The sequence below is a fragment of the Anaerosporobacter faecicola genome (genome assembly GCF_012070565.1).
Classification (GTDB): Bacteria; Bacillota; Clostridia; order Lachnospirales; family Lachnospiraceae; genus Anaerosporobacter; species Anaerosporobacter faecicola.
In genome coordinates this window covers 48,744-74,718 of record NZ_JAAQRO010000034.1, presented here as the reverse complement: position 1 = coordinate 74,718, position 25,975 = coordinate 48,744, and the positions used below count along the sequence as shown (strand labels likewise).

The window sequence follows — 25,975 nt, the reverse complement described above, 5'->3', positions numbered from 1 at the left end:
GATCAGTATATAGCATATATACCAATCTTTTGTAAACCGAAATGCAACTTATCTTATTCTAATTTATATTAACTTATTTCTACTTAGTTGGTATGAAATGTGTTGCGTTTAATTTTACAATTTACCTCCGTCCCTTTATCTCCATTGGCGGCTGCTTGCAAGAACTGTTTGATCATTTCTGTAGTTTCCTCTTTTCCCTCAAACTCTCCACAAATTATTTCCGTAAGCCTATCATCAAATACAATTGGTTCTTTGTAAATGATTTCACAGGTCTGACGAGCACGTTTCTGAGGACTACAAAAACAAACATCAAACCTGACCTGTTTCAAATTCTCCGCTTGTAATTTTGACTGTTCTATCCCTGTTTGATTCAAAAAAGTCTCTGTAACACCGTTACACCTTTTTAATAAATTCCAATCGGTTTGCCCTTGTCGAACAAGGTATATCATAATCATTTCCCTCCATAAATATATTAATACGCCCCTATAATTGTTGAATTTTGCTTACAGGTATCCAAATTTCAAATTCATTTGGTGTAAATGTAGGGTTATTACACTGATACCTCTCGATGGAAGCATAACCTTCTATACAACCATTGGTTTCAAGCTCAATTAATGAAACATAATCCGAATTTGGCAACCATTTTCCCCATATTTCATCACATAATGCAGTATACTGCGTATATATTTGCTTCCTATCTTCATATGTATGAACAAATCTAGCAAAATCCGATGCATAGAGGGTTAATTCTTCATATTGCTTATCCTTTTTGTTTTGCTTATTTTCACACACAATATGATAGGAAAATGTTTTCCTATCACAGTTGCATCGATAACAAAATAATCCATAGACTTCTTCTGCATGACAGAATTCTTTTAAAGCCTCTATTTTCCCATTTTCTAAGTTCCTTTTCCAAAAATCAAACTGAATTTCAATATTATTCTCCCATGGTATGGTTATACCGAAACCCAAATATTTTTTCTCCGATTGCTCTACTATATCTTTAAACATAAACCTCCCCCTCAAACTTGGAATTTCATTAAGTTGTATTATTTTAAATATTTGGCCGCTACTAATAAAATCAAACAGGAGTTATACATATTAAGATTCGGGTGTCAAAAGCCCTTAGTAAAACTTTCTTTCGTTAATTTGCACTAGCATTAGCTAATCTCATGTAATACAGGACATAGTTTGATGAGCAACTGTATGAAGTCGTTGGTACTTTGGCTCTGTAGTTTAGAGCCTTATGTACCACTACGAACTTCATCCAAGCGAGAGCGTGTTGCGAATGAACTATATCCTGTATTACATGTAGACAAACTTAAATTGTGCAAATTGACGGGCCTCAAAATAAATAGGGGCTTTTGACACCCAAACCATATTAAACATCTTCTCCGAATCTACTTTCTCAAACGAAAAACATGAAATTTGCAAACTTCTTCAAATCCAACTTTTCTGTAGCCATGTTCTCCCGCCTGGCTTGCTTGAAGTACTGCTAACTTACAACCCATTTTACGTGCATACGCTAGCGGAGTTTTTAACATAGCAGTACCTATTCCTTTTCTCCAGTGCTCTCTTAATGTGGCCAACATATCCACTGCTGCTATTCCATCTACTATCTGGAGCATCGAAGATGTCACTGGTTGCCCATTAAGATATGCTACATAGAATTTATATTCTGGTCTTCCTAATAGTTTTTCAAAAAGCTTCGCTTCAAATGGATCTCCATTCCATAAACCAAGAGAAATTACATTTGCCCAAACCTCTAGTTGATCAAAATCTGTCACCTCTCTGATTTCCACCCCTTCTGGTAAAGAAAAATCGAGATTAGCCGAGTCCAAATCAAGCACCATTCCAGCCATATCATAGAATGCTTCAAATCCATGCTCTATCAGTTTTTCACATAGATTACTAGGATTTGATTTTGGTCCTACAAGCCATTGATTGGGAAGTCGATCTTCTTTCATCTGTACAATAATTTTCTCGATTTCTTCATCCACACTGGCAGGTTCAAAATTTGCATAGAGTATATAGTTTGACCAGGCAGTTGGCTCTGTTCTTACCCAGCCTATTTTGTTATCTAAGTAAAAGGGACGGCTACCATCCGAAGTAACTGCTCTTACATATTCTACCAGAGCATTCTCTGTAAGAAAAGCCTTGTTCTCATAATTTTCATTCAATTCATTTATCATAAACTTCCTTCTCTCTTTCATTTATTTCTTATCTTATACAAACTTCACAGTTCAATTGCTGCCCTGAAGGGTTATCCTAAGGTATTTTCAGCAAGTAATATAGCATACTTCGATTCCAATGTGCTATTTTTTCTAATATCGACTTTTCTGGTATTAAAGCCATAGAAAAGTGCAAAACTCCTCGCAAGCTCGTCAAACAGTTGCACTTTTTGAACTGCGAAGTTTGCGTTATCTTAATTGAATTATCAACTAACCCGTAACAAAATTTAGATACTACTAACAGAACATACGATTGTTTCATCATGAAGATAGAAAACGAATAAGAAGCCAAATCTACATACATTTTAATACAAAAATGAGCAACTCCAGATACTCTCTAGATTTGCTCAATTTATATTAAGTACAAAACGAAATGCACGGGCACTCGCTTGTAACAAAGCTAAGAAAGGTGCGGCTTACGCAACCTCACAAATTGAATCCAACTAACACACAACAATACAATCGTTTGCTCAATACTGAGAAAAAGCCTTATACGTTATAATTTGTAAATATAACGTCGTAATGCCCGATCCACTCCTTGGTACTGGCCAATACCCTTAAAGTCTAACTTAAAATCACACTTTTCCAATACTTTATGAGAAGCTACGTTTTCTTCTAACACAACTCCATAAAGGGTATTAATTTTCAGTTGTTGCATAATAACAGGGATAAATGAACGAACTGCTTCTGTTGCATATCCATGTCCCGTATATTCTTTCGCGATATGATATCCTAATTCCCAGCCTTCTTCGATCGAACATGCCTGTACATATCCAATATTCGTTTTATCCTTCAAAAGAATTGGATATAGAAAAGGACCATCTTCACATTCATACGAGTTGATTAACCATTCAATGGCTCCTCTTGCTTCCTCTACTGTTTCAAATACTTCATCCGGTACAAAACGTTTGTTATCTTCGTCGACTGAATTTTTTTGAATTGCATCACACATATCTAGTGTTAAGTCAGTAATTATTAATCGTTCTGTTTCAATTAACATAAAAATCCCTCCAATAACTATTTATCATCTGAATACGAAATATGATTTTAAAATATATAATTCAAACTTCGCAGTTCAATTGCTGCCCTTAAAAGTTATCCTAAGGTATTTTGCTATATTAATTGCTGAAAACGCCTTTATATGATAGGTTTTTGGCAACAACTGAACTGCGAAGTTTACGTATATTACAGGATTTTCGAAACCAAATGCAATCTACAATAGGTAGGATCTTCAAATACGATTCCCATATCGACATAACCATGCTTCAAGAAAAATTCTAGATTTCCATTTGGAAAGATTCCTACCTCATCTGTTATCGCCACTATTCTCTTGTATTGTCCTTGTAAATAATCCTCTGTCCTTTTTAAAGGAGCACTCTTATAATCATATTGCGTATCTGTTATATAGAGACAAGTAAGGAAAGCGGTGTCTTTCTCATGGGGAATATCATATGGAACTTTTTCTGAAGGAAGGTACTCAACCCCACCTAATAGATTGCCTTTTTTATCTTTATGAATGTATCCATATATGTCTTGTGAAAACGTACGCAAAAAGTTCTCTTTATTTTTACAATTATTATTCGTCGGATTTCCACAACAGGCACAAGCATCTTCTATCTGATCTAACGTAAGTGGTTCGATTATCTCTTCAACAAACTCGGCTCCAACTTGAGGAAGATAAGGAGTTTCTTCAGGGTAGCTTCCTTTCGCTACTGCATCTAGGAAACTTTTTCTTAAAGGACTGTAATATCTTCTATTCCCATCAAGAACGATTAATGTTGGAAAGAACATCTTCATTTCTTTCGCCAGAGCTGGATCCTTAGAGATATCATAGCAATGAACATCTATCGTATCTTTGTATTCCTCCAAACACTGTAACATATCATCATTTAACGGACATTGATAAGAATAATAATAAAAATCTAATCTCATTTGTATCACTACTTTCTATGTAATCAAAAATTCTATTTTATGGTATTTATTATGTCTATTATATCAGATATTTACGAAAATAGCTATCGAGACCACAGATTTCATCTTTGCTCACTTGCTGTGTAAATACTTAACAAATCCGCATCTCGATGATCCTATTATGAAATGTTCGTTGATCGAGCTTTGTTTTCTAATACTTGATATGTAGACTTATGAACCTGTACTCATATGCTACCATGGGCATATGTACGATTCTTATGAATAATCGATGTATCTGGCTTCACGATCTATATTAAATTGGCGGTTATTAATCTAAATGCAAAACATAAAAGGAAGCATCAAATGTTTCGCTACCATCAAAACGCGAATATTGCCCATAATGGTCAAATTGAAATCCACATTTTAAGATAACCTTTCCGGATGCTACATTTGCATTGGCATGACTAGAACAAAAATCTCGAGCATCTAAATTGGAATACGCCCATTGAATCATCGCCTTTGCTGCTTCTGTAGCATAACCATTCCCCCAATATGCTCTGTTTATATTATATCCTAATTCATAAGTATTTCTTTCTGGGTCAAATGTAATAGAACCAGAACCGATTACTTTCCCTGTATCATTCAAACAAAATGCAAATTCATTTTCATCATCTTCCAAAGACTCGATCCAACTCTCAACTTGTTTTATGTCTTGATATAGGGAATAGGGCATATATTTATTCACGATAGGGTCACCAGCCCACTCAAATACATCATCTGCATCTGTCTTAATTAATGGTCTAAGCAACAGACGTTCCGTTTTTATTATCTTATTCATATACTTCAACTCCTAAAATTATTATATTTCTTACCTCTGTTGTACAGAGTAAATGACTATAAAATAAGAGCTTCAACTAAAATCCACAATCAAATTACACTGAAAATCAAAGGAAATATAATTGCTACAACATTACATAATCCGTGAAGAAACATACAATACCAAATGGAATTTACTTTTTTATATGCATGTCCTAAAATAAGACCAACACTGAAACTATACAGTAATTGTACCCATGAATATGTTATGTTCGTTGAACCAAATTGAAATGAAATATGTGCAATACTAAAAAACAATGCACTAATTAAAACACTATAGTCTATGTTGATTTTTCCGTATAGATGTATTCTCGTTTCCTTTGCAGATGCCTTACAAAGCAAGGCAATCGGTATCGCTCTATATACAATTTCTTCACCTAATCCAGAAAAACACAACTGAAAAATGATGTAATCTGTACTTGGAATCATATGAGCGCCTTTTAACGCTTGCATTAATGATACCAATAATGAAAATGCACAGATATACCATAAATATTTTGTTCCTTTTTTAAGATCTTTGATTTGATATCCGAAATCGATTTTTCTAGCTCGATGCAATAATACCGTTGGAATAAAAACGAATGCAAACTGTATTGTATGATGGATCATCAATCCAAAATACTCAAATACATACGGCATATCTGCCATGATCACATTAATTAAATACAACGTTAACTGATAGTATAGTATCTGAAATATTAATATTCCTAGAACAATAAGTGTTATTTTTTTTCTTTCCCCCCGCATTTTGTACTCCCTTTCATTCTGTAGTTAATTTGACTCTGTTTTTTCGATGAAGAACATATTACCTTATCTTTATACCATATATTACTTCTTTCGCTATTATATTGTCAATAATTGATGAATTTTCTTTACACCATATAGTTTCCTTACCTTACATTTTTTGTAAAGTATACTATTCTGTTTGCTTCAAGCATTTCTGACCGCCAAAAAGCATTGAAACTTCACCATTTCATAGTCTGATGCCTGCGCCATTAACTTCAGAGCTTATACCACAAATAGAAGCGAATGGATTTTAACTCTTTGAACACCGTTTATTTCTTTTCCATCTCAGAAATTTTACAGCAGATATTCCTGCAATAGATGGCAGCAATCCCATGGCACCTCCTACCAACGTACAGGTAATAACGTACTCCTGGCTTACCTTCACAATGTCTCCGTTAAACATCATGTAAAGCAAATATATAAAAATAAGCAATTCTACCACTGTATAAACTATTGCAAATCCTATTGCTTTTTGTACTTTTTTTACTGCAAATTGGAAACAGGTAATAAATGCAATTAGCGGAAGAATGATAAAAAATTCAGACATAATGAATTGTAATAAATTTGGCATAGCAAATACATACTTCCCAATATAGGTCAATGCTAACATTTCCACTAATATGGCTAATATTCCTTCGTAAATTATTCTTCTTCTAAATAATTGCAACGAATTAGTACTCTCCATCTTTGTATAACCTGTTTCCTTTTTCATATTCTGACAAATATTCCGACAGGTTACGCACTCTTCTAAATGATCTTCCACAATTTTTTTCGTTTTCATACTTATCATATCTTCAACATACAAAGGCAATAAATCTTGTATTACATCACAATCATGTTTCATATCTTTTCCTCACTTTCCCATATGGATTCCAATTTTACGATCTGTCTATTAGCATTTTTTGAATTTTTTGCTTTCCGCGATGAAATGTCACACATGCCCAATGCTCACTTTTTCCAAACAAAAGTCCTATCTTTTGAAATGACAATTCTCCAAATACCCGTAGTGAAAATACTTCCTTATATGGTTCCGGTAGCTCATGTAATATTTTGTGAATCTGATATGCCTGCTCTTTGTTCACAAGTAATTGCTCAAGTTGTACTACATCTGGTATATTTTCGTCCATTTCTTCTTGTTTGATTTTTTTTTGTTTTCTACAATAATTATAAAAAAGATTTTTTCCAATCTGACAGAGCCACACTCTGACATCACATTCTCCTCTGAAACTCCCCATTGACTGCATCGCTTTGAAAAATGTCTCCTCCGTCAGTTCCTCTGCTAGTACTTCATTCAATGTCAAGCTACGGAGATAGTGAAAAACATCATTAAAATAGGTTATGTAAATTTCTTCAAAGTCTTCCATTTTCTCCTCCTTTCATTCATAGGACACTTGAGATTGCATAATATCACAATATTTCTAAAAAATCTTTGTATAATTTTAGTATAACTAAGTACTGTCTTCCATACAAGAAAGATCACGATATACATGGAAGAATTTCTTCGAGAACTCATTTCTTTTATTAATCAAATCGAATTCTCGATTACACTTGTTTACACGGTAAACGCAAGTAAATTCATTGACTTCAATATGTGTAATCACTGTAATCATAATCTAATAAACGAAAAAGCCTGCAATCGAAGATCTTATCTAAGATTGCAGGCCGTTAAATCTAGCTTTATAGTGCATTCCAAATAAAACAAAATGCAAATACGCAGCCCCATGCGTTCTGAGTTTTTATTTTCACAAGCAACATCCCATAAATTGCAATAATGGTTGTAATAATTTCTACAATTCCCCAAAGTGACATATTCATTGGATGAAATAATAAACACATCATCGTACATACTATAGCTCCATAATTAATCCAAAAACATTTTGTTGGATATCTCATGTTAATCTTATCTGCTATAACAACATAGTTGAATGCTTCAAAAAATCCCCATACGATAGCAATCAACAATATTCCAAAGATCGAAAGCGGGAATCCACTTTTTATAATATCATTTGTTACCATAATGGATAACGGATGGTATCCAGTAAACTGACCGGAAGCAATACTATATATTACATAAGGTATAAAGCACAGAATAGTCTTCAAAATAGCAGGACAAAGATTTTTCTTGATCAGCCCAAATTTCTTGAAGCTTTCTTTCCTAAAAAAACACATAACACAAACGCCAAGACCCGCAAGACCAAATTCAATCAATGCACTTACAATAAGCCTAGAAAAAGCAGAAATGTTACTGTCCCTAACATATGCATTAAATTCTTTGGCATTCAGTGAATAAATAATGAAAACAACAAATGTCAGTAGAACTATTATCCACAAATCAGTATCTAGCCTCTTTTGTTCAATCGTTTTTTGCTTCTTATTCATAATTTCTAAACCCTCCCTTTTATTATCACATACCAAAATTATATTTAATATTTCTCCTTCAAAATAATCAAAACTATGTATTCTATAAGTTCAATTGCATAATTATTTCATCTCCATCTCGTTCTCCTGTTAGTTTAAATCCAACCTTTTGATACAATTGTTTTGATTTCTGAATAACTTGCAACCCTAATCTCCAATTATCTGGTGTTACTTCTTTCAACTGAATCATTTCGTTTTATCTCCCATGATTTAACTTTATTATTCATTATATTACATCCACATTATTATCCAGTCAAGACAAAGTGTACTATCTACGCTAGACTACGTTTCATGGATAAACCAACAAATACGTAACAAACAAAAATAGCTAAGTCAAAAGATAAAAACTAAATTTCATCTTTTAACTTAGCTATATGAATACTCTCATAACTATTTCCCGAAGCAGAATCACTAGGTGCCTGTGATTTCGTAATAAATTGGCGCGTGCTCAACTTTCACTATATCAATTACAATATGTTTATTATGTCAAAAAAACGCATCAAATCTCATGCAGCCCTTGTACATCAGATGGAGTGAAAACTAACTCATAACTTAATCGATTTTCCGTTTTTCATATCATACTCTGCACTTACATTATTATCAAATACCGGTATTACAACATAGGTATAGGTTCCTTTCTTGGTTAGTGTATTATCAGAAATAGAAGTATCTGTTAAGTTGATGTGTTCTTATATCCTTTTATATCCTTTACGAAATCAAATTCGTCTGATCCATAAGAATTAATATATATCTTATATCCATCCACAAGAGACAACTGATTCCATGTCAGGTGATAGGTCCTATCTGCTTGATAAGCTTCATGATCATAAATACATGAAGTTACTTCTTGCTGTAAATTCAGAGCTGGGCATAAGCCATTAAATACATTGGCTCTATACCATTTCGAATCAGAAGTTTTCGTTATTCGATCCTTTAATGTATGTTTTGGTGATTCTCTCAATAAGCCTTCTACCGAGTACTCCTGTACCGTTTTCAATCCTTTTATTGTAGCGCTTGTCTGACCTTTCTTTGGATAAATTGTTCGACATAGTTTGCTGTATTCGCCACCATTGGCTATCTATAGTTCGGTGTAAGAACGAAGAGTGGACGTTAATCTTCCTCTATACACTCACATCCGATTTCAATAAAACCTGGAACAAAGCCTGCTTTGATTGCCGTTGTACGGGAAGCGATATTGGAATACCATGTAGGATAGACTGGAATCTTACCCATTTCAATAACATCACAGGCTGTCCTGTTGACAAGGAATGAAGCCAGCCCTTTTCTCCGGTATTCAGCGTCTGTATCGACTCCGATCCACCATATTTTTTCAGAATTTGTGCTCACTCCGGCTATTGAAACAATTCGATTATTATCCTTGGCTACATATGCCAGCTCATTTAATGATACTGCCTCACCGAGGCAAAGGGCATTGTCATAGTTCTCAATATCCTCAATCCTACTGATTTCTTCCTTTTCCATTCTTTCTACGCTGAATTCACATCCACGGTTTTCCCCATATTTCTCTATACTTTCTGATGGAATAAAAAAATCATAGATTTCCGAAAGAGCATACTTCTCTTCATGTAAAACAGAATCGATCTGATACAATGATGGTGCATCAAACAGCTCGATGCCTTCCATATCAGCAAGCTCCTCTTTGAGTCGGTCAATAATCTTCTTTCCTCCGACTATCACAGTCGTAGTGCCAAATGAAATCATTCGAAACACAATGTCTTCATCTATTATGTACTTGATCTGATCCCCACTAAGAAAATCATCTGGCAGACAGCTGATTTCTTTTGCCTTCAGTTCCATTATTTCTGCAATATATCTATTCATACTCTCTCTTTCCTTTCTGTTGAATGTTCTCGTATCGAAACGCTTTTCTATAAAAAGTGTTTTATGTTTCTATATTTTAACATAGGAGTTTTTTCGTTTCAATCAACTATGTGTTTCGTTCCTGACTGTTCCGAATAAATTTTATCATTTTATTTCCATGTAAAATCATTCCTTCCTACTACACATTATCTGCGTAAAATTGCTTTTGATATACGAACATTCCTTTTCCATATGGGTCATCTTCAGCCCCAAATTCTTCTTTAATGAAGTAATATCCACTCTTTTCTAATACTTTTACAGACGCAACATTTCCATGTAAAACACGACCGTATAAAGTATTTATATCAAACGTTGTAACAATAAATTCTGTCATCCCCTTTACTAGTTCCGTTGCGTAACCTTTACTACGATACCTTTTACATATACTATATCCAATTTCAACTTCTTGCGACCTTCCATCAACTTCATTAACTCCTATATCACCAATCAATTCTCCAGTATTTCTTAATTGGATTGCTAACACATATGGGAGTTTCGTATTATTTACACAATTGCTATAAAAATCAATTGCTTCTTGTGCTTCTTCCATATCTGCATAACTTTCATTTGGAATCCATTTTTTCATTTCTTCTTCTAAATGATTTTTATATAAATATAGAGCATCCTTCTTTTCAAAGTTTCTAGCAATTAAGTGTTCTGTTTTGAATATAATATTCATCTGCCTCCTCCCGATTTTAATAATATAAGAAATAAATCTTATGTACTTCTATATTTATTAAGGTAGCATACTTGACAATAAGTTGTCACTCTCATAGTCATTTATAATTAAATGTAAGAAAGCCCATAAAGCTAATTCCTTTCGCTTTATGGGCTCTTTGTTAATTATACGTATTCTTAAAACCAGCTATGATACGATAGATACTTTTTGTAGACAAATAAAATTCATCTGCGATTTCCTTTACATTCCTACCTGATTGATATAAATAAAAAATCTTTGAATTTCGCTCATCTAAAACTTTGCGACAACCATTCTTTTCTCCCCAAGTATATCTTATATTATCTAGGGTAGGAATATAAATAAAATTTCCACTTGCTCTGCGCGGACCGAAACGGCAGTGTAGACATTCGAACCTTCGAGTCCAGGATATCCTCTTCTTTTTCATTGAGAGCACGAGACGGCGCACGAGGTCCACTGGACCTCGGTCCTGCGCGGACCGTAACGGAGTGTAGACATTCGAACTTTCGAGTCCAGGATTGGACTCGAAAAAACAAAAGGATATCCTACTTTCGGATATCCTTTTGTTTTTCTTTTGAGAGCACGAGACGGGATTCGAACCCGCGACCCTCGCCTTGGGAAGGCGGTACTCCACCACTGAGCCACTCGTGCAGTTCTTATCAGCGATTAACGCTCTGATAAGAATATTTTACCACTTTTTTCAAAAAATGCAATCTTGAAATCAATCTTATTTTACTTACTTTCCACTTTGAAACCAGTAACTAGAGTAGGTGGTTGCTATATTCACAAGGAAAACTGTCTGAGCACGTCTAGCAAGGAATAAGTTGCATATCATAGGCAACATTTTCCTCAATAATATGGTAACCCATTTTCTCATAAAGATGGATTGCAGCTATGTTTTCACTATTTACACATAAACGAAGACTGGCATATTCTTTCGCTAACATTTGCTCTTTTACTTGATTTAGTAAAGCTTCTGCATATCCTTTTCTACGATGTGATGATTTCGTGCCGATGAATTCAATATAACCTTCCTGTTCCTCTTCATATTGTTCAAATACATAACAAACGACTTCATCTTCTATTATTCCATAATGAAGCAAATGTTTTTCGTCTATCATCTGAACAATTGTATTACCATTGTAATAGGAGCCTTTGAATAATGAATCATGTAAGGAAATGATCTGCTTCTTTGTGTTCTCCGATGTATTCGGATATAGTTGTACGATTCGTAATACAGATGGATCCGCCTTTTCTATGGATTGTTCTGTTAAAGGATCTTGCTGTTCTTGTATTCTGTCGCTTTGATTATGTATTGCATCATATCTCATAATCGTATGATTTGAATTCATTTTTGCCCCATTACGGGTGATAACTCTCGCTACAAGATTATGTTTACCGATAAAGAACGCAAGTTTATAGGTAGGTTGGCGTTTTTGTATGCACGTAAGAAGCGCCATAACCTGGTCACTCCAATCCTCTTCTTTTTCGATCCATTCATTTTCGTACTTTTCTTCGTCCCAAAATGGTCCCCAAACCTCTATATTCTCATTATCTTCACAAACATCCCCCACAATTGCCATACTGATTTTCCCTTGTTCTCTAATGCATAGAATTGCTTTTGGAATTTCGTCTAGCAATTCTTCTAAATCTCCAAGGATTTCTTCTTGTTCTGTTCCGATGTAGCAGCAATACTGCTCTGGTTTTCTATTTGCTTTTGCAAGAAATGTAGCTAGTTCCTCACATTGTTCTTTTTTTATCTGTTCAATTTGATAGTCCATAATTTATCTCTCCCCCACATCTTTACTCTGGTAATACTATACCATAGCCCCCCTTGTGATGCCATAATTTTCTTTACATACTTTCTATATTAGTGTATAATAATGGTAGAAAACAAATGAGGTGATGAAATCCGTCATATCTGATATTGTCAATTCACCGATATAGATATGCAGTGGAAAAGTAAGATAAAAGAGTTGAATACCGAATAGAACGCTATGAATTCATAGCTTATTTGGTGTTCCTCTTTTTATCTTCTCTCCACTGCTTTTTTTATACCGTGGAGACACCAGACGTTTTCGATTACCATAACTTAAACTTCGCACTTGAATATAATGAGCAAGTAGTTGATTGCTATAAGCCAAGTTTTTCATACGCGAAGTTTGCGTACAATAATAGGAAAAGAGGATGATCACTATGAAAAGACCTTATGTACAGGCAAAAGGAACCAATCAAGTAGAAGAATTGAAAGAGGAATTACGCAGACACCTTCCACTCTTTCAACAATATGAAGGTATCGCAGGTATTATGCTAGACGGTGGTATGTCAAGAGGATTCGCAGACGCTCTCTCCGAGATCGACGTTGTGCTTTTCCTACATAAAGAAGAATTTAATGCATATCATAGCAAACTTACTCCTACTGCACTAGGAATTACCATGATTGACAACTATCTTTACGATATCAAGTTATGTTGTTATGAAGAAGAGATGGAACGCTCCTATGGACAACTGGAATTATGGGATTTATCTTATGCACAGATTCTATATGACCCAAAGAAGGAATTGCAACATCTGTTCGATGAGAAGTTAAAAGAAACGGTAGAGCCTTCCACTGCAAGTGGCTACCTATTCGATGCTTGGTGGCATTATCGACTTGCAGGAGACATCTGGATTGCACGAGAAGACTGTGGACAGGGGCATTATGTACTGAATGCAGCAATTGCACCACTACTTTCTGCACTATATATTATCAATAAGGAATATATTCCGCATGAAAAATGGTTAATTCATATGAGCCGTTCTCTAGTATGGCTTCCAGAGAATTATGAACAACAATTGGAACAACTGCTCTGTGTGAAAGATTTCACTCTTCCAAGTCTAAAGGATCGTCAAACTGCTTTCCATCAACTTTGGAACCAGTTGGATGAAAAACTATGTACGATGACATCCTGCCCTGCTGGACTCAACCTTATGCATCAAGGGGCATACCAATCCCTGTACGAGTTGTATGAAGAAGGAGAAATCAGCCTTACCGACTGGTGCAAATGTCACTCCATTGAAGAATTAAATTATGACCCGCTTAATAAAATTGCAAAATTAGAACAGGATTCCATTGTATTCCAATACGACCGTTTACAGTCTCTTACGGAGCAAGATATGTATTCTTGGTTTTATCAGTTGGTGAAAGTTCTTGAAGGAAAATCCAGATTGTAAGATGAACTTTCAATAAAGAATATACTTTTTACACCTATCTTGCCTAATAGAATACACAAAGAAACAGGCAGCCGGCATCACGTCGCCAGCACCTGTTTCTTTTGTTATATACCAAAAAGAGGAAATCTATATTACTCAAGATTTCCTCTTCCATAACCTGAATATATTTTTGTTCTTAAACGATACGGTAACTATATATTGATCTTTTGCTCCTGTGATCAATCATTCATCAATCACCAATCCAGTAATACAACATTCCACTTCTTCCATCTGGTAATACGACCCAATATCTTTCGGAATCATAGATACCTTTTACCATAATTTTATCACCTGCTTTTAAATTAATTTCATAATCTTGCATATTTTCAGACCAGTCTGGAATAAAATCTTCCCCTACTTGATCTGTCTCGCAGAAATAAGCATTTTCATCAACAGATAGACTGTATTCCTGATTAAGTACCTCACTTAGATCAAAATCATGCATCTTTAATTCATTCTTTTCAACTTCATAAAATGCAGGGATGATTGATGGTGAAAGTCGATTTAATAAGGAATCTCCTTTTACTATACGACCATATCCATCAAATGAAATCGTACTATCACTTAACGAACCAATCATACCAAGCAATACAAGATTGTTTCCATCATAACGGTAAAAGTTAAAGCAAGGATCATCACTCATTCCATTATCATATATGACCAATTCCTGATACGTATCCCTTTTATCCAGATCAACAATGTAAAAACATTCTGGTGTTGCCATAAAGTCAGTAATATTGGCTTCGTTGATCTGTAAAGAATACTCATAAGTATCAGAATCATGTTTAAATAGAATCGTGTCATCTGTTCCATCTTGGTTAAGATCATAGCTTCCTGTGGCTTCATATGTTGTATTCTGATTATCATTCTCTTCTTTTGATTCAAATGTACATGGAATCGCTACTTCCCTAATTGGTTGAAAAGAGTCAAAATCTTGATATGTTAATTCTTTAATTGGTTCCTCTTCTACTACAGGTTCCTCTGTTGCTGAAGCCTCCATTGTAGCTTCTGTTGTAGGCTCCGCGCTCTGTTCTGTATCACTGGTTGCTTCTACTGTATCCCCTTGTTTCGCAGCATCCAGGTTATCCTTGTTCTTTTCACAAGCAACGAGCGACAAAAGCATTGTCATTGTTATGATAAGGATTCCTGCTTTATTTATTCTTCTTTTCATAATTCTGTCATTCCTCTCTTCTTTCTACGATGTGTTTTACTTATGACATACTGGCTTATTAAATGGATACTTTTACCATTCATCGAATGCATTGTACCATACGATTTTGTCATTCTTTTGTTAAATTCTTGAAAATTATCTTTCTATTTTCTTACGATTTGTTTAAGATGGTATCTAATCCATATGATCAGTCTGTTCCGACTGCTTTTTGGGTGAAACATGATACCGCTTACGGTACGCATGATAAAAGGTATTGTAGTTCAAAAATCCACTTTTATAACATGCTTCATGAATCGTCATACCTTCTGCAATATACTGCCTGGCAAGGAACAATCTCTTTTCTGTAATATATTTTCCAATGGTATATCCTGTTTCTGCTTTGAACAGGTGCATGATATAGGAACGGTTAAGGAAAACCTTATCCGCAATGCGATCTACAGATATCTCTTTGGTGATGTTCTCATTAATGTAACGTAGAATCTCTAACACTGTCTGATTTGCTGTGATGGCTGGTGCATAATCTACATGCTTTGACAAAATCAAGCGATTTAACACAATCATATATTCCATGAATTTCATCTTCTGATACAACTCAGAAGCATATTCCTTCTTGTCACAGATCTGTGCTAACTCTTGTACGATCAACGCCAACTGACTCGCATGATAATTGGGTAAGCGAATCAGATTGGAATCCTGTTTTCGTATCTCATCAAAGCAGAGAAATAGATTCGAATCCTGTGAGGAATACATCTTCATAAAATCAGGAGATACATATGCAATGATTCGTTCATAGGGTATATCATCATAGATAAGCGGATGATGAATCTCTCCTGCTTTTACTAAAACAGTGTCTCCTGTCTTTAGACTATACTGTTTTCCTTCAATATGATAGGTTACATTTCCTCGTAAAAAGATCAATACCTTATAAAAATCATGATAGTGGTATTCGATTTGTTTCTTTGCATGATCTGTTAAGTAAAAAATCCTGCATTCCTGATCCAAATACCCTGTTTTCTTATATACTTTCTTATCACTTGCCATTTTCCATTCTCCTATAAATCATCGTTCACTAAACTTGTCTCCTGTAGTTAAATCTAATGTACCAATATGATTTTCTGCCAATCCTACTTCTACAATAATACCGCACTATTTCAAATATATAAAGCATATATTTGCATTTACATGTGAAATAGTGTGTTTATAATAGAATTATACAATTTCGGCTCGCATCCCTCGGAGGATTTCTTTAATAACTCTGTAGTTTAGAGCCTTATGTACCACTACGAACTTCAGCGGGGCGAGAGCGTGCCCGGAGTGAACTATAATCCTGTATTACATGTTAGACAAACTTAAATTGTGGAAATTGACGGACCTCAAAATAAATAAGGGCTTTTGAAGCCCTTATCCTATTAAAAAATGAAAAGGAACAAACAAACCAAGCATAGGGATTTGTTTTATAAAGAAAGGAAAATGAATATGAAGAATTTTAGTAACTACGATTGTTATGATCGAAAGGAAGGATTAGCCTTTGAATCCAAATGTGTACATGGTGCACTTGGTTGTGAACCACTTACTGGTTCCGTTAGTTTTCCAATTTTTCAATCTGCTACATTTCGCCACAAAGGGCTAGGTGAATCCACTGGTTTTGATTATGCCAGATTACAGAACCCAACAAGACAGGAATTGGAACGTACGATGGCAATTCTTGAATGTGGTACAGAAGGTTTCGCTTTCTCCAGTGGACAAGCTGCTAATATGGCTGTATTCTCCTTACTAAAACCAGGTGATCAGGTAATCCTTTCTGATGACATCTACGGTGGTACGTATCGACTTGGCGCAGATACCTTCCATACATATGGAATTACATTTACCTATGTGGATATGACAGATACACAGAATATCAAAGATGCCATTACCGAACACACGAAAATGCTTTTTGTTGAAACACCAACAAACCCTATGATGAAAGTAATCAACATTCGAGAAGTTGTTGCCATAGCCAAAGAAATTAACGCGATAACGGTAGTCGACAATACCTTCCTTACCCCTTACTTCCAAAAACCGCTTACTTTAGGTGCTGATATCGTTGTGCATAGTGGTACTAAATTCCTTAGCGGACACAATGATACGTTAGCTGGACTTGTTGTAACCAATCGTGATGACTTGGCAGAACAACTACGGTTAGAAATAAAAACACATGGTAGTTGCTTAGGTCCTCAAGATTGCTGGTTATTAATTCGTGGAATTAAAACACTTGCTCTTCGTATGAAGCAACACAATGCCAACGGAATTAAAGTTGCAGAATGGTTACGTACGCAAAAGAAAGTGAAAAATGTAAACTACATTGGTTTTCCAGATCATCCTGGTTATGAAGTAAACCGTAGCCAAGCCACTGGTTCTGGAAGCATGATATCCTTTAATGTGGATTCTTTTGAAACGGTTAAGAAGATTCTATCTGGCGTAGACCTTGTGATTTTCGCAGAAAGTTTAGGTGGAACGGAAACCTTGATCACGTATCCGAGAACCCAGACACATGAATCCATTCCAGAAGAGATTCGTCAAAAGATTGGTATTACCGATACCTTATTACGTCTATCAGTGGGTATTGAAGATGCTGATGATATCATTCGTGATCTGGATCGTGCACTTAATGCATAATTCTATCTACTATTTACAATACGTATAGCAATAAAAGGCAGAGGGATGTTGCTTCGCAACATCCCTCTTTTTTGAGTTCTTCCCTTACTCACCTTGATCAGTTCTTCCCACGATCAAAATTTCTTCTTCCATTTTTCTATGCGTTCGTGTAACAGACCGCTTCGTTAATATCATCAAACTTTCGTTATCTTTTTATATCAAAATTATACTCGCTAAATAAACAGCGTTACATTAACATTCTTCTTACACCACGCAAAGAATTTGAGATTACAAGCATTCCGTACCTCTTCCTTCATATCCGAAAGAACAAGTTCCAACATGTCTAAGATACACTGGTTTGCCTTTTGGAACCCCTCTTTGTTCAGATTGGCATATGCTTCTTCCACTAATTCATATTCTTCCATCGGCAAGATTTCATTAATCTTCTTCAATCCAAGGTATGCATAATCTGGGTCATAACGATTGCGCATCAGCTTCACACTTCCTGCTATTGCTGCAGATAATATATGGGCGGTCCACGGATAGTTCTTCCTTGCATATGCAGAATCTGCCTCAACAAAATAGTAGAGGGAATCATCAAACAGCTTCACCAGATCTTCCTCTGTATACGGTTGGTGTTTCACTTCATACCCTGCAAAAAGTTGTTTCGGATCATAATATACTTTTACGGGATTATTGTGGTCAATCTGTTCCATTGTTGTTGTATATAGATCGATATGTAGGGCATTCTCATAGATTGCTAGCATCTGTTTCACGCCAAAATCATTTTCTGTACAATAGACGATTTCTCCATACGTCTTAAGATAAGAGAGGCGACGATCCATAAAAACCGAATACTTCTCTTTCGCAACAACGACGTACATATCAATATCCGAGTACGCATCATCGTCGCCTCGTCCAATGGACCCTTTTAATACAATGGCTTCACATAATCCATCTTCAATGATTGCTTTTCCAATTCGATCAATTGCTTCATACGTTTTCATTGTTCTGCTTCCTCCCGATTCGAATTTTAGCTATTATTAATAGTTGTTGGTAACGGATCTATCCTGCTATTTGTCAAATACAATTAAGACCCAGACGACTTATAATGACGCACCCCTACTCTCCATAAACCATAACAAGGAAACATGAACAAGATGGCTAACAACGGTAAAACAACGTAAACCCCACTTGTCCGTCTGCCTAATAGATAGAGGAACGGATAATATTGAACCAATGCATAGGGTACGATAAAGGTGCAAATCTGTACCATTCGTTTCCCATAGACTCCAATTGGATATTTTCCATACTCTCTAGCTCCATCTGTCAGAACATTCATGAATTCCAATCCATCTAAGGTAAAAAAACATAATGCTGCATAGATTAGAAAGATTCCGGTAAATAACGCCATTCCCCCCACTAGCATGAATACAATGGTAAGAACTTTGGCTACTGTCCACTGAATCTCACTGCAGGCAATTCCATAGATGAACATGACAATTGCTTGTAGCATTCGACCAATCCTCGTTAATTCGAATTTGCTTCCTAATACTTGAAGGATTTCATTCCTTGGACGAACCATAACCCGATCAAATTCTCCCTTTTTCACCATAGTAGAGAAGGTATCAAATCCTCTTGCAAAACATTCTGCCAAAGAGAACTCCATTAACATAATGGAGAAGCATAATAATACTTCACTATAGGTATACCCTTTCACCTGATGAAATCGCTGAAACATAAAATAAATTCCTAAAAATACATTAAATGACACCAAAAATTGTCCAATCACCGTTAGCACGAAAGATGATTTGTACTGCATCATGCTTCTTACGTTGATGGAGATGTAATGTATGTATAACTGTAATCCACATTTCTTCTTTTCCATTCTCTCAACCTCCCTGTAAGCTCACACGTTTCTCTGCATATCGACATAGGAAATACCCAAACACCGTTAACAGGATTAACCAAATGACTTGCAATACAATGGGTTTTATGAGATACGTTCCTGCTAAATCTCCGCTATAGATACGAAGTGGAACATTTTGCATGGCTGCAAAGGGTAAGAGCTCCATAATCGTACGAATCTTATCTGGGAAAAATGGTAATGGAATAACCGATCCTGCAAAGAATTCTACCATCGATACGAAGAATATTCGTAATCCTTGAGGTGATATGGTAAAAAAGGTCAATACATAAATCAACATACAAAAGGACACGGTCACGAGTAAACCTAATACCATTGTTAACAGAAACCAGAGAAAACTGCTTATACTTTCTGGTGCTGCCATTCCATAAGGTGCAGGTAAGAATGCGGCGAAAATCAGGATGGGGAAACACCGCAACACGCCTTTTGATAATCGATTTGCCACACTTCTTGCAAACCACATGGAATAGATTCGTACTGGTCTGCATAATTCATAGGCAATATTTCCATTTACAATGGAGTCAAAGATTTCCGATTCCATCATCCAGGCCATAAAGAAGGCAAGAAATGCTTGTTGTAGCCAGATATAAGAGGTTGTTGCTTGAAATGTCATTGGAAATGCTTCTGCATTTGCTTCATAAAATGCTTTAAAGATCAAAATCTCCATTCCGCCCCAGACAAATTGCGTCACCACTCCTGCTAATGCTGCTGCCCGATACTGCACCCCCATTAGGAATCGAATTCGGAAAAACGATAGATATTTTTTCATTGCATCTATTCTCCTTTCCCGCAGTTCCTATATGTTATAGGAACGGTATAACTGCGCTACCGTCTCATCAATGGTTGCATTGCCTTCTTTGATGTCCCCCAAAGAGCCATCCAATAAAATCTGTCCTTTTCCAATTAGTATGATCCGTTTGGTCAATGCTTCAATATCTTGCATATCATGGGTAGTAAGGATTACCGTTGTCTTATGTGTCTCATTCCTTTTCAAAATGAATTCGCGAACGGCTAGTTTAGAAACTGCATCAAGACCAATGGTTGGTTCATCAAGGAATAATAGGTCGGGACTATGTAATAGAGAGGCGGCAATTTCACAACGCATACGTTGCCCTAGGGATAACTGCCTTGTTGGTGTACGAAGGAGTTGTTTCAGATCTAATAATTCCTGTAGTTCTTCTAAATTGGTGTGATACAATTCTTCTGGTATAGAATAGATATCCCTTAATAATTCAAAGGAATCGATGACGGGAACATCCCACCATAACTGTGATTTTTGACCAAATACAACGCCGATATTCTTCACGTGTTGCATGCGGTTTTTCCACGGAACTCGTCCATTCACATCACAGGTTCCACTGTCTGGTGTCAATATTCCACTAAGAATCTTAATGGTAGAACTTTTCCCCGCTCCATTCGGACCTATGTACCCGACCATCTCTCCATCTCCAATGGTAAAACTCACATCCGAGAGAGCATGGATCGTTTCATATTCCCGATGAAACAGGGATTTGCATGCCTGCTTTAAGCCGGCATTTCTTCTTGCTACTTTGTACGACTTACATACATTTTTCATCGTAATCATTGTGCTTCCTCCTGGTAGTTATATAATGATATCTTGCCAAGTCGGCTGGTTTGCTTTGGATTTTGCCAAAGCAATCCGAAGGTAAAATATGTAGTTGGACTTTAGTTATACCTCTTTCCGCAGTCTATGTCAACCACAATAAGTTATTTTTTTATATCTATATTTGCAATTACAAGTTATGATTATTTACTCACTTTTTTTGAGAACCCACTTCAAAATGATATTTGACAATTCCTATATCAATATTGCCATACTTGCCCTCCCCTTTTTGGAATACTGGCTTACCATCGGAAAGTAGAATCAAAAAATTTTGCTTATTCATAGCAGTTGGTGCTAACATCGCTGCTTTCATTCCATCTATAAACCAAGTAGGCATCGTTCCATTCACCTTGCATAATTCCTCCATTGGTTTTGATTTATGAGCAACTCCTTGTTTTACACCATATCCTAAGGCAATCACACATAATAAATCTTGCTCTTCTTGAAGCACGATCTTACATTTCTCTTTCTTATAAGTTACTGCCACCCAACAAGAATTAAGTCCTAATTGCTGTGCTTTCAGTACAATACGCTCTCCATAATACCCTAATTGCTCCTCTGCAATATCTCCTTTTGGCCCCACAAGTGCAATGTAATTTCTTACTCCGCGAAATCCTCCAAAATGTGCTTTCAGCCCTTTGAACACGGTCTCATCTTCTGTAACCAATTGAATGGCTAACTTTCCTTCTTGGTTACACTGTTCAATCTCTTCCACTAATTGTTTTTTGATTACCTCACTGATTTTTCTCTGATCATAATTTCTTACTGCATGACGTTGTTCCATTGCCTCCATTATATTCATATGTATACTCCCTTTCGTTTTTTATATTTGTTTTTATTTTTAGACTTTATTTTTTGTTTCTATTTTGGGTTGCATTTTTGATTTATGAAGTTTTTATTTTGGGTTTTATTCCCATGCGATTTTTATCTTTTTTTCGATTTTATTTATTCATTTATTTAACAGTATTCTTTTCCTTATTCACACATGATTCGTTCTACCAGGCTCTCCCAATCTCCTTCGTAGTGAAACCCTTTCATGTTTGCCATAGCTGCAAGTCCGTGTACCGTTGCCCACATCAAAAGCAACCGATCATGGTACTTCTCCTGTGGTATGTGATTTGCCTCCATGCTTTTCTCACTAATCTCCTTGAAGATACGAAAAGGTTCATAATCTCCATCAAATTCCGTTTCTGTTAAACGAATATTATAATTTTCATTATCATACATGAAGGAAAAATAATGTGGATTATCCGAAAAGAACCTTACATATGCTTTCCCCATATATAATGTTGCCATGCGTAAATCTTTCTCCTTAACGGCTTCTGTCAACGTATCACAAAACTTCTTAGTCACATAATTCTGCATCTCACCAAGAAGATCATCCACTGTTGCAAAATGATTATAGCAAGCAGTTGGTGACACTCCAATTCGTTTCACTAATTTTCTCAATGAAAAACTTCCAATTCCCTGCTCATGGATTAACGCTAAGCCCTCTTCAATTAATTCTGTTTGAAGGTTTCCATGATGATATGCCTTTTTCTCCATAATCCTCCTCTCTCAAAATAACTTACAAACTGATGCTAGTTAATTTGTTTTCATTTTCTATGTTAACACCTGTAAACATATAATAGCATTAATATTAACACTTGTAAACATTTAATTTGTAGAAGTCTTCTAATTCTTTCTCTAATTCTTTTTCTAATTCTTATTTTTATCTTTATCTTTATCTTTATCTTTATCTTTATCTTTATCTTTATTTTATATATTCAAACTTCACACAAAGAAAATTTTACTTAGCGTATATTACAATCACATACTCTTTCAACACAAATAAGTGCGAAGTTTGCTCGATATATACAATCCTATTCGCAAACTTCGTTTCGCAAATCTATATCCAAAATAGATACAAAAAAACATTCGAAAGTGGTCTTGTTAGAAGATTCCTTTCGAATGTTTTTTCCCTTAATTATTAACTTATCCAAAGCTATTCTTTCATTATATAACGGAAACTTCCCACAGTAAAAACGATGTCGATTGTATGTACTTACGCCTACTTAATGAAAAACGACAAGTGCGAAGTTCATGTATGTAACCTCTAATTAATCTATCTTAAGAAGCAATTCTAAGATTCGTTTTCCACACTGTAGCATTTCCTCACGAGTAAGAATTCCCTTATCCAATGCTTCTAGTAAACGTTCTGGGAATCCACATCCCATCTTGATATCATTGCCTGCTTTTACTTCTTTGTAATGTTCACCAAATGTCCACCAATCCGTTGTGACCATACCCTTGAAGTTCCATTCTCCACGAAGAATGCCTTCTAATAGATCAACATCTTCCGAAGCTCTGTGACCGTTGATGATATTATAAGAGGTCATGATGCACCATGGATCTGCTTCTTTTACGATCATTTCAAATGCTTTGAGATAGATTTCTCTTGCTGCACGTTCTGACACTCTAGAATCACTGTCTTTTCGATTTGTTTCCTTGTTATTCAAGGCAAAGTGTTTCACGGTTGCTGCAATATGTTGCGATTGAATTCCTTGTACCATTGCGGATGCCATCTTTCCTGTCAGATAAGGATCTTCCGAATAGTATTCAAAGTTACGTCCACATAATGGACTTCTATGAATATTTACAGCTGGTGTTAACCAGATTCCAATATTATTCTCTTTCACTTCCTTGGCACCTGCTTCTCCAACCAGGTAAGCAAGTTCTTCATTCCATGAACAGGCAATCGCTGTCGCACATGGCCATGCGGTGGTCTTTACGCCACTTTCCTTCGTAACACGTAGACCTGCAGGACCATCTGCTGTCATTACATTAGGAACCCCGTATTCCGGTATATTACCAAATCCAAAGGTATTCGCCAAGCCTGTATTCGGTTGTCCTCCAAGAAGATGTGCAAGGTCTTCATTCGTTAACTGGTCGATGAAGTCATCAAGAGATACTTTTCCTTCTGCCACTTCTATAAATGGATGAATTCCTTCTTTGTAAGCAGATTGCCAACATAGGAAACCTTCTCTCGCCCGCGTTGCTGGCGTTAATCCGTCTGTTGATTTTTTCTTCATTGGTACTAATTCATTGTAATCTGGATCGTTTGCATTTCCTGTAGGCAATTCTTCATAGCTACCATCTGCAAGCATTCGTTTCTTCAGACTTGTTGGTGCAAGGTAGGAATGCAATTGCGCTACAACTTCATTTTCTGTTATACTCACATTCTTCGGAATCAGGATCACATTACGGACAGAGGTACCGACATAGAATTGATAACTACCTTTTTCTAATACATAAGCTGATTTTTGAATCTTGCCCAAATCATCGAAGGATGCGAGGTCTTTCCGATCAAAAGTTAAGAATACGGTCTGCGTTTCCCCACATTGTAACAATCTTGTCTTCTGGAAAGCAATCAGATTCTTCTTTGGTTTGCCAAGCAATCCTTGTGGTGGTGCAACATATAGTTGTATTACTTCTTTACCAGGGATCTTTCCTGTATTCGTTACTGTTACCTCTACCAAGAAGGAACCATTCTGTTCTTCAAAGTTTCGTACATTGTATTGGAACGTTGTGTACGATAGTCCATAACCGAATTCATAATTTACCTTGTCATACGCTTCTGGTATCGTTTCAAAATATCGATATCCCACATACACATCTTCTAGATAATCTACATATTGTTTGGATTCATGAAAATGTTCACTCGATGGGTAATCCTCCAATGTTTTCGCAAAGGTATCCGCTAATTTTCCTGATGGATTTGTGATTCCACACAATACTTCTGCCGTTGCTTTCCCACCTTCAATACCACCTTGCCAAGCCATTAACACGGCTTTCATTGCTGCATCATCTTTAAACCAACAAGTATCCACCATTCCACCAACATTTAGTACAACAACGATATTGGTAAAATACTGTTTCACTTTATCAATCATCGCTTTTTCTGCATGAGACAGATAAAAATCACCATCTTCAAAGATATTCTTATTCTCGTCGTCTTCCTTTTCCTCTACAGGGTCATAGGTACTCTTGCGGTCCCAATCCTCTCCTGAGAAACGGCAGATTGTCACAATTGCCACATCTGTATAGTTACGTGCTCTTTCACATAACGCATCGGAAAGTTCTGGTTCTACCAGCAAACCTGGAAGAATTCCTTTTTTATACTGCTCGTCTACATATCCTTTGTAGTAGTCCGCCAATTCATCAAACACCTGTACATGATTTGATAAGCTTGCAAAGCCTTCATATAGGTTTGTAGTATAGGCAACGACAACATCACCACTTCCACCACCACCTTTGACATAATCGAAGGTTCCCTTACCAAATAAAGCAACCTTGCTATTCTTTTTAAGCGGTAAGATCTGCTGTTCATTCTTTAACAGAACCATCCCCTCTTTTGCAGCTTCCTTCGATCGTTCGATATGTTCCTTACATGCAGTAACGCGTTCCCCCTTCTCTCCTAAAGGAAGATTAGGTAAATATGTTACCCTTTGCCACTTATCCATTATGAATCCCTCCTATAATCATGGAATTCGATCTGGGTACTTTGCCAAATCCGTTCCAATTC

At 36.0% G+C, this 25,975-nt stretch carries 27 protein-coding genes and 1 tRNA gene; 2 read left to right on the top strand and 26 right to left on the bottom strand.

Annotated elements, in window-relative coordinates; all coding sequences use genetic code 11:
* Nucleotides 1-83: 83 nt before the first annotated feature.
* The 17 genes from HBB17_RS15430 to HBB17_RS15350 form a co-directional block, all read right to left on the bottom strand.
* Entirely contained in the window at nucleotides 84-449 is a 366-nt protein-coding gene (locus tag HBB17_RS15430; protein WP_167958410.1) for a histidine phosphatase family protein, read from the bottom strand.
* A gap of 34 nt (nucleotides 450-483) precedes the next feature.
* Nucleotides 484-1,011 carry a GyrI-like domain-containing protein gene (locus HBB17_RS15425; RefSeq protein ID WP_167958409.1) on the bottom strand — a complete coding sequence of 176 codons (528 nt, stop codon included), beginning with the start codon at nucleotides 1,009-1,011 and terminating at the stop codon, nucleotides 484-486.
* Between the two features lie 389 nt (nucleotides 1,012-1,400).
* Nucleotides 1,401-2,192 carry a GNAT family N-acetyltransferase gene (locus tag HBB17_RS15420; RefSeq protein WP_167958408.1) on the bottom strand — a complete coding sequence of 264 codons (792 nt, stop codon included), beginning with the start codon at nucleotides 2,190-2,192 and terminating at the stop codon, nucleotides 1,401-1,403.
* 535 nt (nucleotides 2,193-2,727) lie between these two features.
* Nucleotides 2,728-3,231 carry a GNAT family N-acetyltransferase gene (locus HBB17_RS15415; protein WP_167958407.1) on the bottom strand — a complete coding sequence of 168 codons (504 nt, stop codon included), beginning with the start codon at nucleotides 3,229-3,231 and terminating at the stop codon, nucleotides 2,728-2,730.
* 185 nt (nucleotides 3,232-3,416) lie between these two features.
* Nucleotides 3,417-4,163: a hypothetical protein gene (locus HBB17_RS15410; RefSeq protein WP_167958406.1), complete on the bottom strand. Its 747-nt coding sequence runs from the start codon at nucleotides 4,161-4,163 to the stop codon at nucleotides 3,417-3,419.
* A gap of 307 nt (nucleotides 4,164-4,470) precedes the next feature.
* Nucleotides 4,471-4,980 carry a GNAT family N-acetyltransferase gene (locus HBB17_RS15405; protein ID WP_167958405.1) on the bottom strand — a complete coding sequence of 170 codons (510 nt, stop codon included), beginning with the start codon at nucleotides 4,978-4,980 and terminating at the stop codon, nucleotides 4,471-4,473.
* A gap of 89 nt (nucleotides 4,981-5,069) precedes the next feature.
* Entirely contained in the window at nucleotides 5,070-5,687 is a 618-nt protein-coding gene (locus HBB17_RS15400; RefSeq protein ID WP_167958404.1) for a CPBP family intramembrane glutamic endopeptidase, read from the bottom strand.
* Between the two features lie 367 nt (nucleotides 5,688-6,054).
* The gene (locus HBB17_RS15395; protein ID WP_167958403.1) at nucleotides 6,055-6,648 is read right to left on the bottom strand and encodes a zf-HC2 domain-containing protein; all 594 of its coding nucleotides are present in this window, start codon (nucleotides 6,646-6,648) and stop codon (nucleotides 6,055-6,057) included.
* Between the two features lie 34 nt (nucleotides 6,649-6,682).
* Entirely contained in the window at nucleotides 6,683-7,168 is a 486-nt protein-coding gene (locus tag HBB17_RS15390; RefSeq protein ID WP_167958402.1) for an RNA polymerase sigma factor, read from the bottom strand.
* 84 nt (nucleotides 7,169-7,252) lie between these two features.
* Nucleotides 7,253-7,414 (bottom strand): hypothetical protein, encoded by a 162-nt coding sequence (locus HBB17_RS15385; protein ID WP_167958401.1) that lies wholly within the window; start codon nucleotides 7,412-7,414, stop codon nucleotides 7,253-7,255.
* 67 nt (nucleotides 7,415-7,481) lie between these two features.
* Nucleotides 7,482-8,183, bottom strand: a complete 702-nt coding sequence (locus tag HBB17_RS15380; protein ID WP_167958400.1) for a hypothetical protein — start codon at nucleotides 8,181-8,183, stop codon at nucleotides 7,482-7,484.
* Nucleotides 8,184-8,265: 82 nt separating this feature from the next.
* A complete protein-coding gene (locus HBB17_RS15375) occupies nucleotides 8,266-8,412 on the bottom strand; it encodes a hypothetical protein (RefSeq protein ID WP_167958399.1) in 147 nt (48 codons plus the stop codon).
* A 483-nt stretch (nucleotides 8,413-8,895) separates the two neighbouring features.
* Nucleotides 8,896-9,219 (bottom strand): hypothetical protein, encoded by a 324-nt coding sequence (locus HBB17_RS15370; RefSeq protein WP_167958398.1) that lies wholly within the window; start codon nucleotides 9,217-9,219, stop codon nucleotides 8,896-8,898.
* Between the two features lie 113 nt (nucleotides 9,220-9,332).
* On the bottom strand, nucleotides 9,333-10,064 hold the full coding sequence (locus HBB17_RS15365) for a GNAT family N-acetyltransferase (protein WP_167958397.1): 732 nt from the start codon (nucleotides 10,062-10,064) through the stop codon (nucleotides 9,333-9,335).
* A gap of 178 nt (nucleotides 10,065-10,242) precedes the next feature.
* Nucleotides 10,243-10,782, bottom strand: coding sequence for a GNAT family N-acetyltransferase (locus HBB17_RS15360; RefSeq protein WP_167958396.1), 540 nt, complete (start codon nucleotides 10,780-10,782; stop codon nucleotides 10,243-10,245).
* Nucleotides 10,783-11,379: 597 nt separating this feature from the next.
* Nucleotides 11,380-11,451: transfer RNA gene (locus tag HBB17_RS15355), tRNA-Gly, on the bottom strand.
* 158 nt (nucleotides 11,452-11,609) lie between these two features.
* Nucleotides 11,610-12,581: a GNAT family N-acetyltransferase gene (locus HBB17_RS15350; RefSeq protein WP_167958395.1), complete on the bottom strand. Its 972-nt coding sequence runs from the start codon at nucleotides 12,579-12,581 to the stop codon at nucleotides 11,610-11,612.
* Nucleotides 12,582-12,996: 415 nt separating this feature from the next.
* Between HBB17_RS15350 and HBB17_RS15345 the strand changes: the two genes are divergently transcribed.
* Nucleotides 12,997-14,013 (top strand): hypothetical protein, encoded by a 1,017-nt coding sequence (locus tag HBB17_RS15345; protein ID WP_167958394.1) that lies wholly within the window; start codon nucleotides 12,997-12,999, stop codon nucleotides 14,011-14,013.
* Nucleotides 14,014-14,242: 229 nt separating this feature from the next.
* On the opposite strand, the gene HBB17_RS15340 is transcribed toward HBB17_RS15345, so the two are convergent.
* Both HBB17_RS15340 and HBB17_RS15335 read right to left on the bottom strand, forming a co-directional pair.
* Nucleotides 14,243-15,223 (bottom strand): hypothetical protein, encoded by a 981-nt coding sequence (locus HBB17_RS15340; RefSeq protein WP_167958393.1) that lies wholly within the window; start codon nucleotides 15,221-15,223, stop codon nucleotides 14,243-14,245.
* A gap of 174 nt (nucleotides 15,224-15,397) precedes the next feature.
* A complete protein-coding gene (locus HBB17_RS15335; RefSeq protein WP_167958392.1) occupies nucleotides 15,398-16,264 on the bottom strand; it encodes an AraC family transcriptional regulator in 867 nt (288 codons plus the stop codon).
* A gap of 435 nt (nucleotides 16,265-16,699) precedes the next feature.
* Here HBB17_RS15335 and HBB17_RS15330 point away from each other — a divergent pair, with 435 nt between their 5' ends.
* Nucleotides 16,700-17,881 carry a trans-sulfuration enzyme family protein gene (locus HBB17_RS15330; protein WP_167958391.1) on the top strand — a complete coding sequence of 394 codons (1,182 nt, stop codon included), beginning with the start codon at nucleotides 16,700-16,702 and terminating at the stop codon, nucleotides 17,879-17,881.
* A gap of 212 nt (nucleotides 17,882-18,093) precedes the next feature.
* On the opposite strand, the gene HBB17_RS15325 is transcribed toward HBB17_RS15330, so the two are convergent.
* The 7 genes from HBB17_RS15325 to HBB17_RS15295 all read right to left on the bottom strand — a co-directional run bounded on the left by HBB17_RS15325 (nucleotide 18,094) and on the right by HBB17_RS15295 (nucleotide 25,913).
* On the bottom strand, nucleotides 18,094-18,867 hold the full coding sequence (locus HBB17_RS15325) for a nucleotidyltransferase domain-containing protein (protein ID WP_167958390.1): 774 nt from the start codon (nucleotides 18,865-18,867) through the stop codon (nucleotides 18,094-18,096).
* Between the two features lie 83 nt (nucleotides 18,868-18,950).
* The gene (locus HBB17_RS15320) at nucleotides 18,951-19,748 is read right to left on the bottom strand and encodes an ABC transporter permease (protein ID WP_167958389.1); all 798 of its coding nucleotides are present in this window, start codon (nucleotides 19,746-19,748) and stop codon (nucleotides 18,951-18,953) included.
* A 4-nt stretch (nucleotides 19,749-19,752) separates the two neighbouring features.
* Nucleotides 19,753-20,556, bottom strand: a complete 804-nt coding sequence (locus HBB17_RS15315; RefSeq protein ID WP_167958388.1) for an ABC transporter permease — start codon at nucleotides 20,554-20,556, stop codon at nucleotides 19,753-19,755.
* Nucleotides 20,557-20,583: 27 nt separating this feature from the next.
* On the bottom strand, nucleotides 20,584-21,372 hold the full coding sequence (locus tag HBB17_RS15310) for an ABC transporter ATP-binding protein (protein WP_167958387.1): 789 nt from the start codon (nucleotides 21,370-21,372) through the stop codon (nucleotides 20,584-20,586).
* Between the two features lie 190 nt (nucleotides 21,373-21,562).
* Nucleotides 21,563-22,213 (bottom strand): nitroreductase family protein, encoded by a 651-nt coding sequence (locus HBB17_RS15305; protein WP_167958386.1) that lies wholly within the window; start codon nucleotides 22,211-22,213, stop codon nucleotides 21,563-21,565.
* Nucleotides 22,214-22,386: 173 nt separating this feature from the next.
* A complete protein-coding gene (locus HBB17_RS15300; protein ID WP_167958385.1) occupies nucleotides 22,387-22,956 on the bottom strand; it encodes a TetR/AcrR family transcriptional regulator in 570 nt (189 codons plus the stop codon).
* Nucleotides 22,957-23,510: 554 nt separating this feature from the next.
* Nucleotides 23,511-25,913: a glycoside hydrolase family 3 protein gene (locus tag HBB17_RS15295; RefSeq protein WP_167958384.1), complete on the bottom strand. Its 2,403-nt coding sequence runs from the start codon at nucleotides 25,911-25,913 to the stop codon at nucleotides 23,511-23,513.
* Nucleotides 25,914-25,975: the final 62 nt, after the last annotated feature.

What these genes read in the sequence shown, in the direction of transcription:
- HBB17_RS15320 (WP_167958389.1), bottom strand. Translation starts at nt 19,748, where the DNA reads ATGGAAAAGAAGAAATGTGGATTACAGTTATACATACATTACATCTCC.
- HBB17_RS15310 (WP_167958387.1), bottom strand. Translation starts at nt 21,372, where the DNA reads ATGATTACGATGAAAAATGTATGTAAGTCGTACAAAGTAGCAAGAAGA.
- HBB17_RS15365 (WP_167958397.1), bottom strand. Translation starts at nt 10,064, where the DNA reads ATGAATAGATATATTGCAGAAATAATGGAACTGAAGGCAAAAGAAATC.
- HBB17_RS15340 (WP_167958393.1), bottom strand. Translation starts at nt 15,223, where the DNA reads ATGAAAAGAAGAATAAATAAAGCAGGAATCCTTATCATAACAATGACA.
- HBB17_RS15305 (WP_167958386.1), bottom strand. Translation starts at nt 22,213, where the DNA reads ATGAATATAATGGAGGCAATGGAACAACGTCATGCAGTAAGAAATTAT.
- HBB17_RS15360 (WP_167958396.1), bottom strand. Translation starts at nt 10,782, where the DNA reads ATGAATATTATATTCAAAACAGAACACTTAATTGCTAGAAACTTTGAA.
- HBB17_RS15335 (WP_167958392.1), bottom strand. Translation starts at nt 16,264, where the DNA reads ATGGCAAGTGATAAGAAAGTATATAAGAAAACAGGGTATTTGGATCAG.
- HBB17_RS15395 (WP_167958403.1), bottom strand. Translation starts at nt 6,648, where the DNA reads ATGAAACATGATTGTGATGTAATACAAGATTTATTGCCTTTGTATGTT.
- HBB17_RS15405 (WP_167958405.1), bottom strand. Translation starts at nt 4,980, where the DNA reads ATGAATAAGATAATAAAAACGGAACGTCTGTTGCTTAGACCATTAATT.
- HBB17_RS15430 (WP_167958410.1), bottom strand. Translation starts at nt 449, where the DNA reads ATGATATACCTTGTTCGACAAGGGCAAACCGATTGGAATTTATTAAAA.
- HBB17_RS15325 (WP_167958390.1), bottom strand. Translation starts at nt 18,867, where the DNA reads ATGAAAACGTATGAAGCAATTGATCGAATTGGAAAAGCAATCATTGAA.
- HBB17_RS15410 (WP_167958406.1), bottom strand. Translation starts at nt 4,163, where the DNA reads ATGAGATTAGATTTTTATTATTATTCTTATCAATGTCCGTTAAATGAT.
- HBB17_RS15300 (WP_167958385.1), bottom strand. Translation starts at nt 22,956, where the DNA reads ATGGAGAAAAAGGCATATCATCATGGAAACCTTCAAACAGAATTAATT.
- HBB17_RS15350 (WP_167958395.1), bottom strand. Translation starts at nt 12,581, where the DNA reads ATGGACTATCAAATTGAACAGATAAAAAAAGAACAATGTGAGGAACTA.
- HBB17_RS15375 (WP_167958399.1), bottom strand. Translation starts at nt 8,412, where the DNA reads ATGATTCAGTTGAAAGAAGTAACACCAGATAATTGGAGATTAGGGTTG.
- HBB17_RS15385 (WP_167958401.1), bottom strand. Translation starts at nt 7,414, where the DNA reads ATGATTACAGTGATTACACATATTGAAGTCAATGAATTTACTTGCGTT.
- HBB17_RS15380 (WP_167958400.1), bottom strand. Translation starts at nt 8,183, where the DNA reads ATGAATAAGAAGCAAAAAACGATTGAACAAAAGAGGCTAGATACTGAT.
- HBB17_RS15295 (WP_167958384.1), bottom strand. Translation starts at nt 25,913, where the DNA reads ATGGATAAGTGGCAAAGGGTAACATATTTACCTAATCTTCCTTTAGGA.
- HBB17_RS15345 (WP_167958394.1), top strand. Translation starts at nt 12,997, where the DNA reads ATGAAAAGACCTTATGTACAGGCAAAAGGAACCAATCAAGTAGAAGAA.
- HBB17_RS15390 (WP_167958402.1), bottom strand. Translation starts at nt 7,168, where the DNA reads ATGGAAGACTTTGAAGAAATTTACATAACCTATTTTAATGATGTTTTT.
- HBB17_RS15425 (WP_167958409.1), bottom strand. Translation starts at nt 1,011, where the DNA reads ATGTTTAAAGATATAGTAGAGCAATCGGAGAAAAAATATTTGGGTTTC.
- HBB17_RS15415 (WP_167958407.1), bottom strand. Translation starts at nt 3,231, where the DNA reads ATGTTAATTGAAACAGAACGATTAATAATTACTGACTTAACACTAGAT.
- HBB17_RS15330 (WP_167958391.1), top strand. Translation starts at nt 16,700, where the DNA reads ATGAAGAATTTTAGTAACTACGATTGTTATGATCGAAAGGAAGGATTA.
- HBB17_RS15420 (WP_167958408.1), bottom strand. Translation starts at nt 2,192, where the DNA reads ATGATAAATGAATTGAATGAAAATTATGAGAACAAGGCTTTTCTTACA.
- HBB17_RS15315 (WP_167958388.1), bottom strand. Translation starts at nt 20,556, where the DNA reads ATGAAAAAATATCTATCGTTTTTCCGAATTCGATTCCTAATGGGGGTG.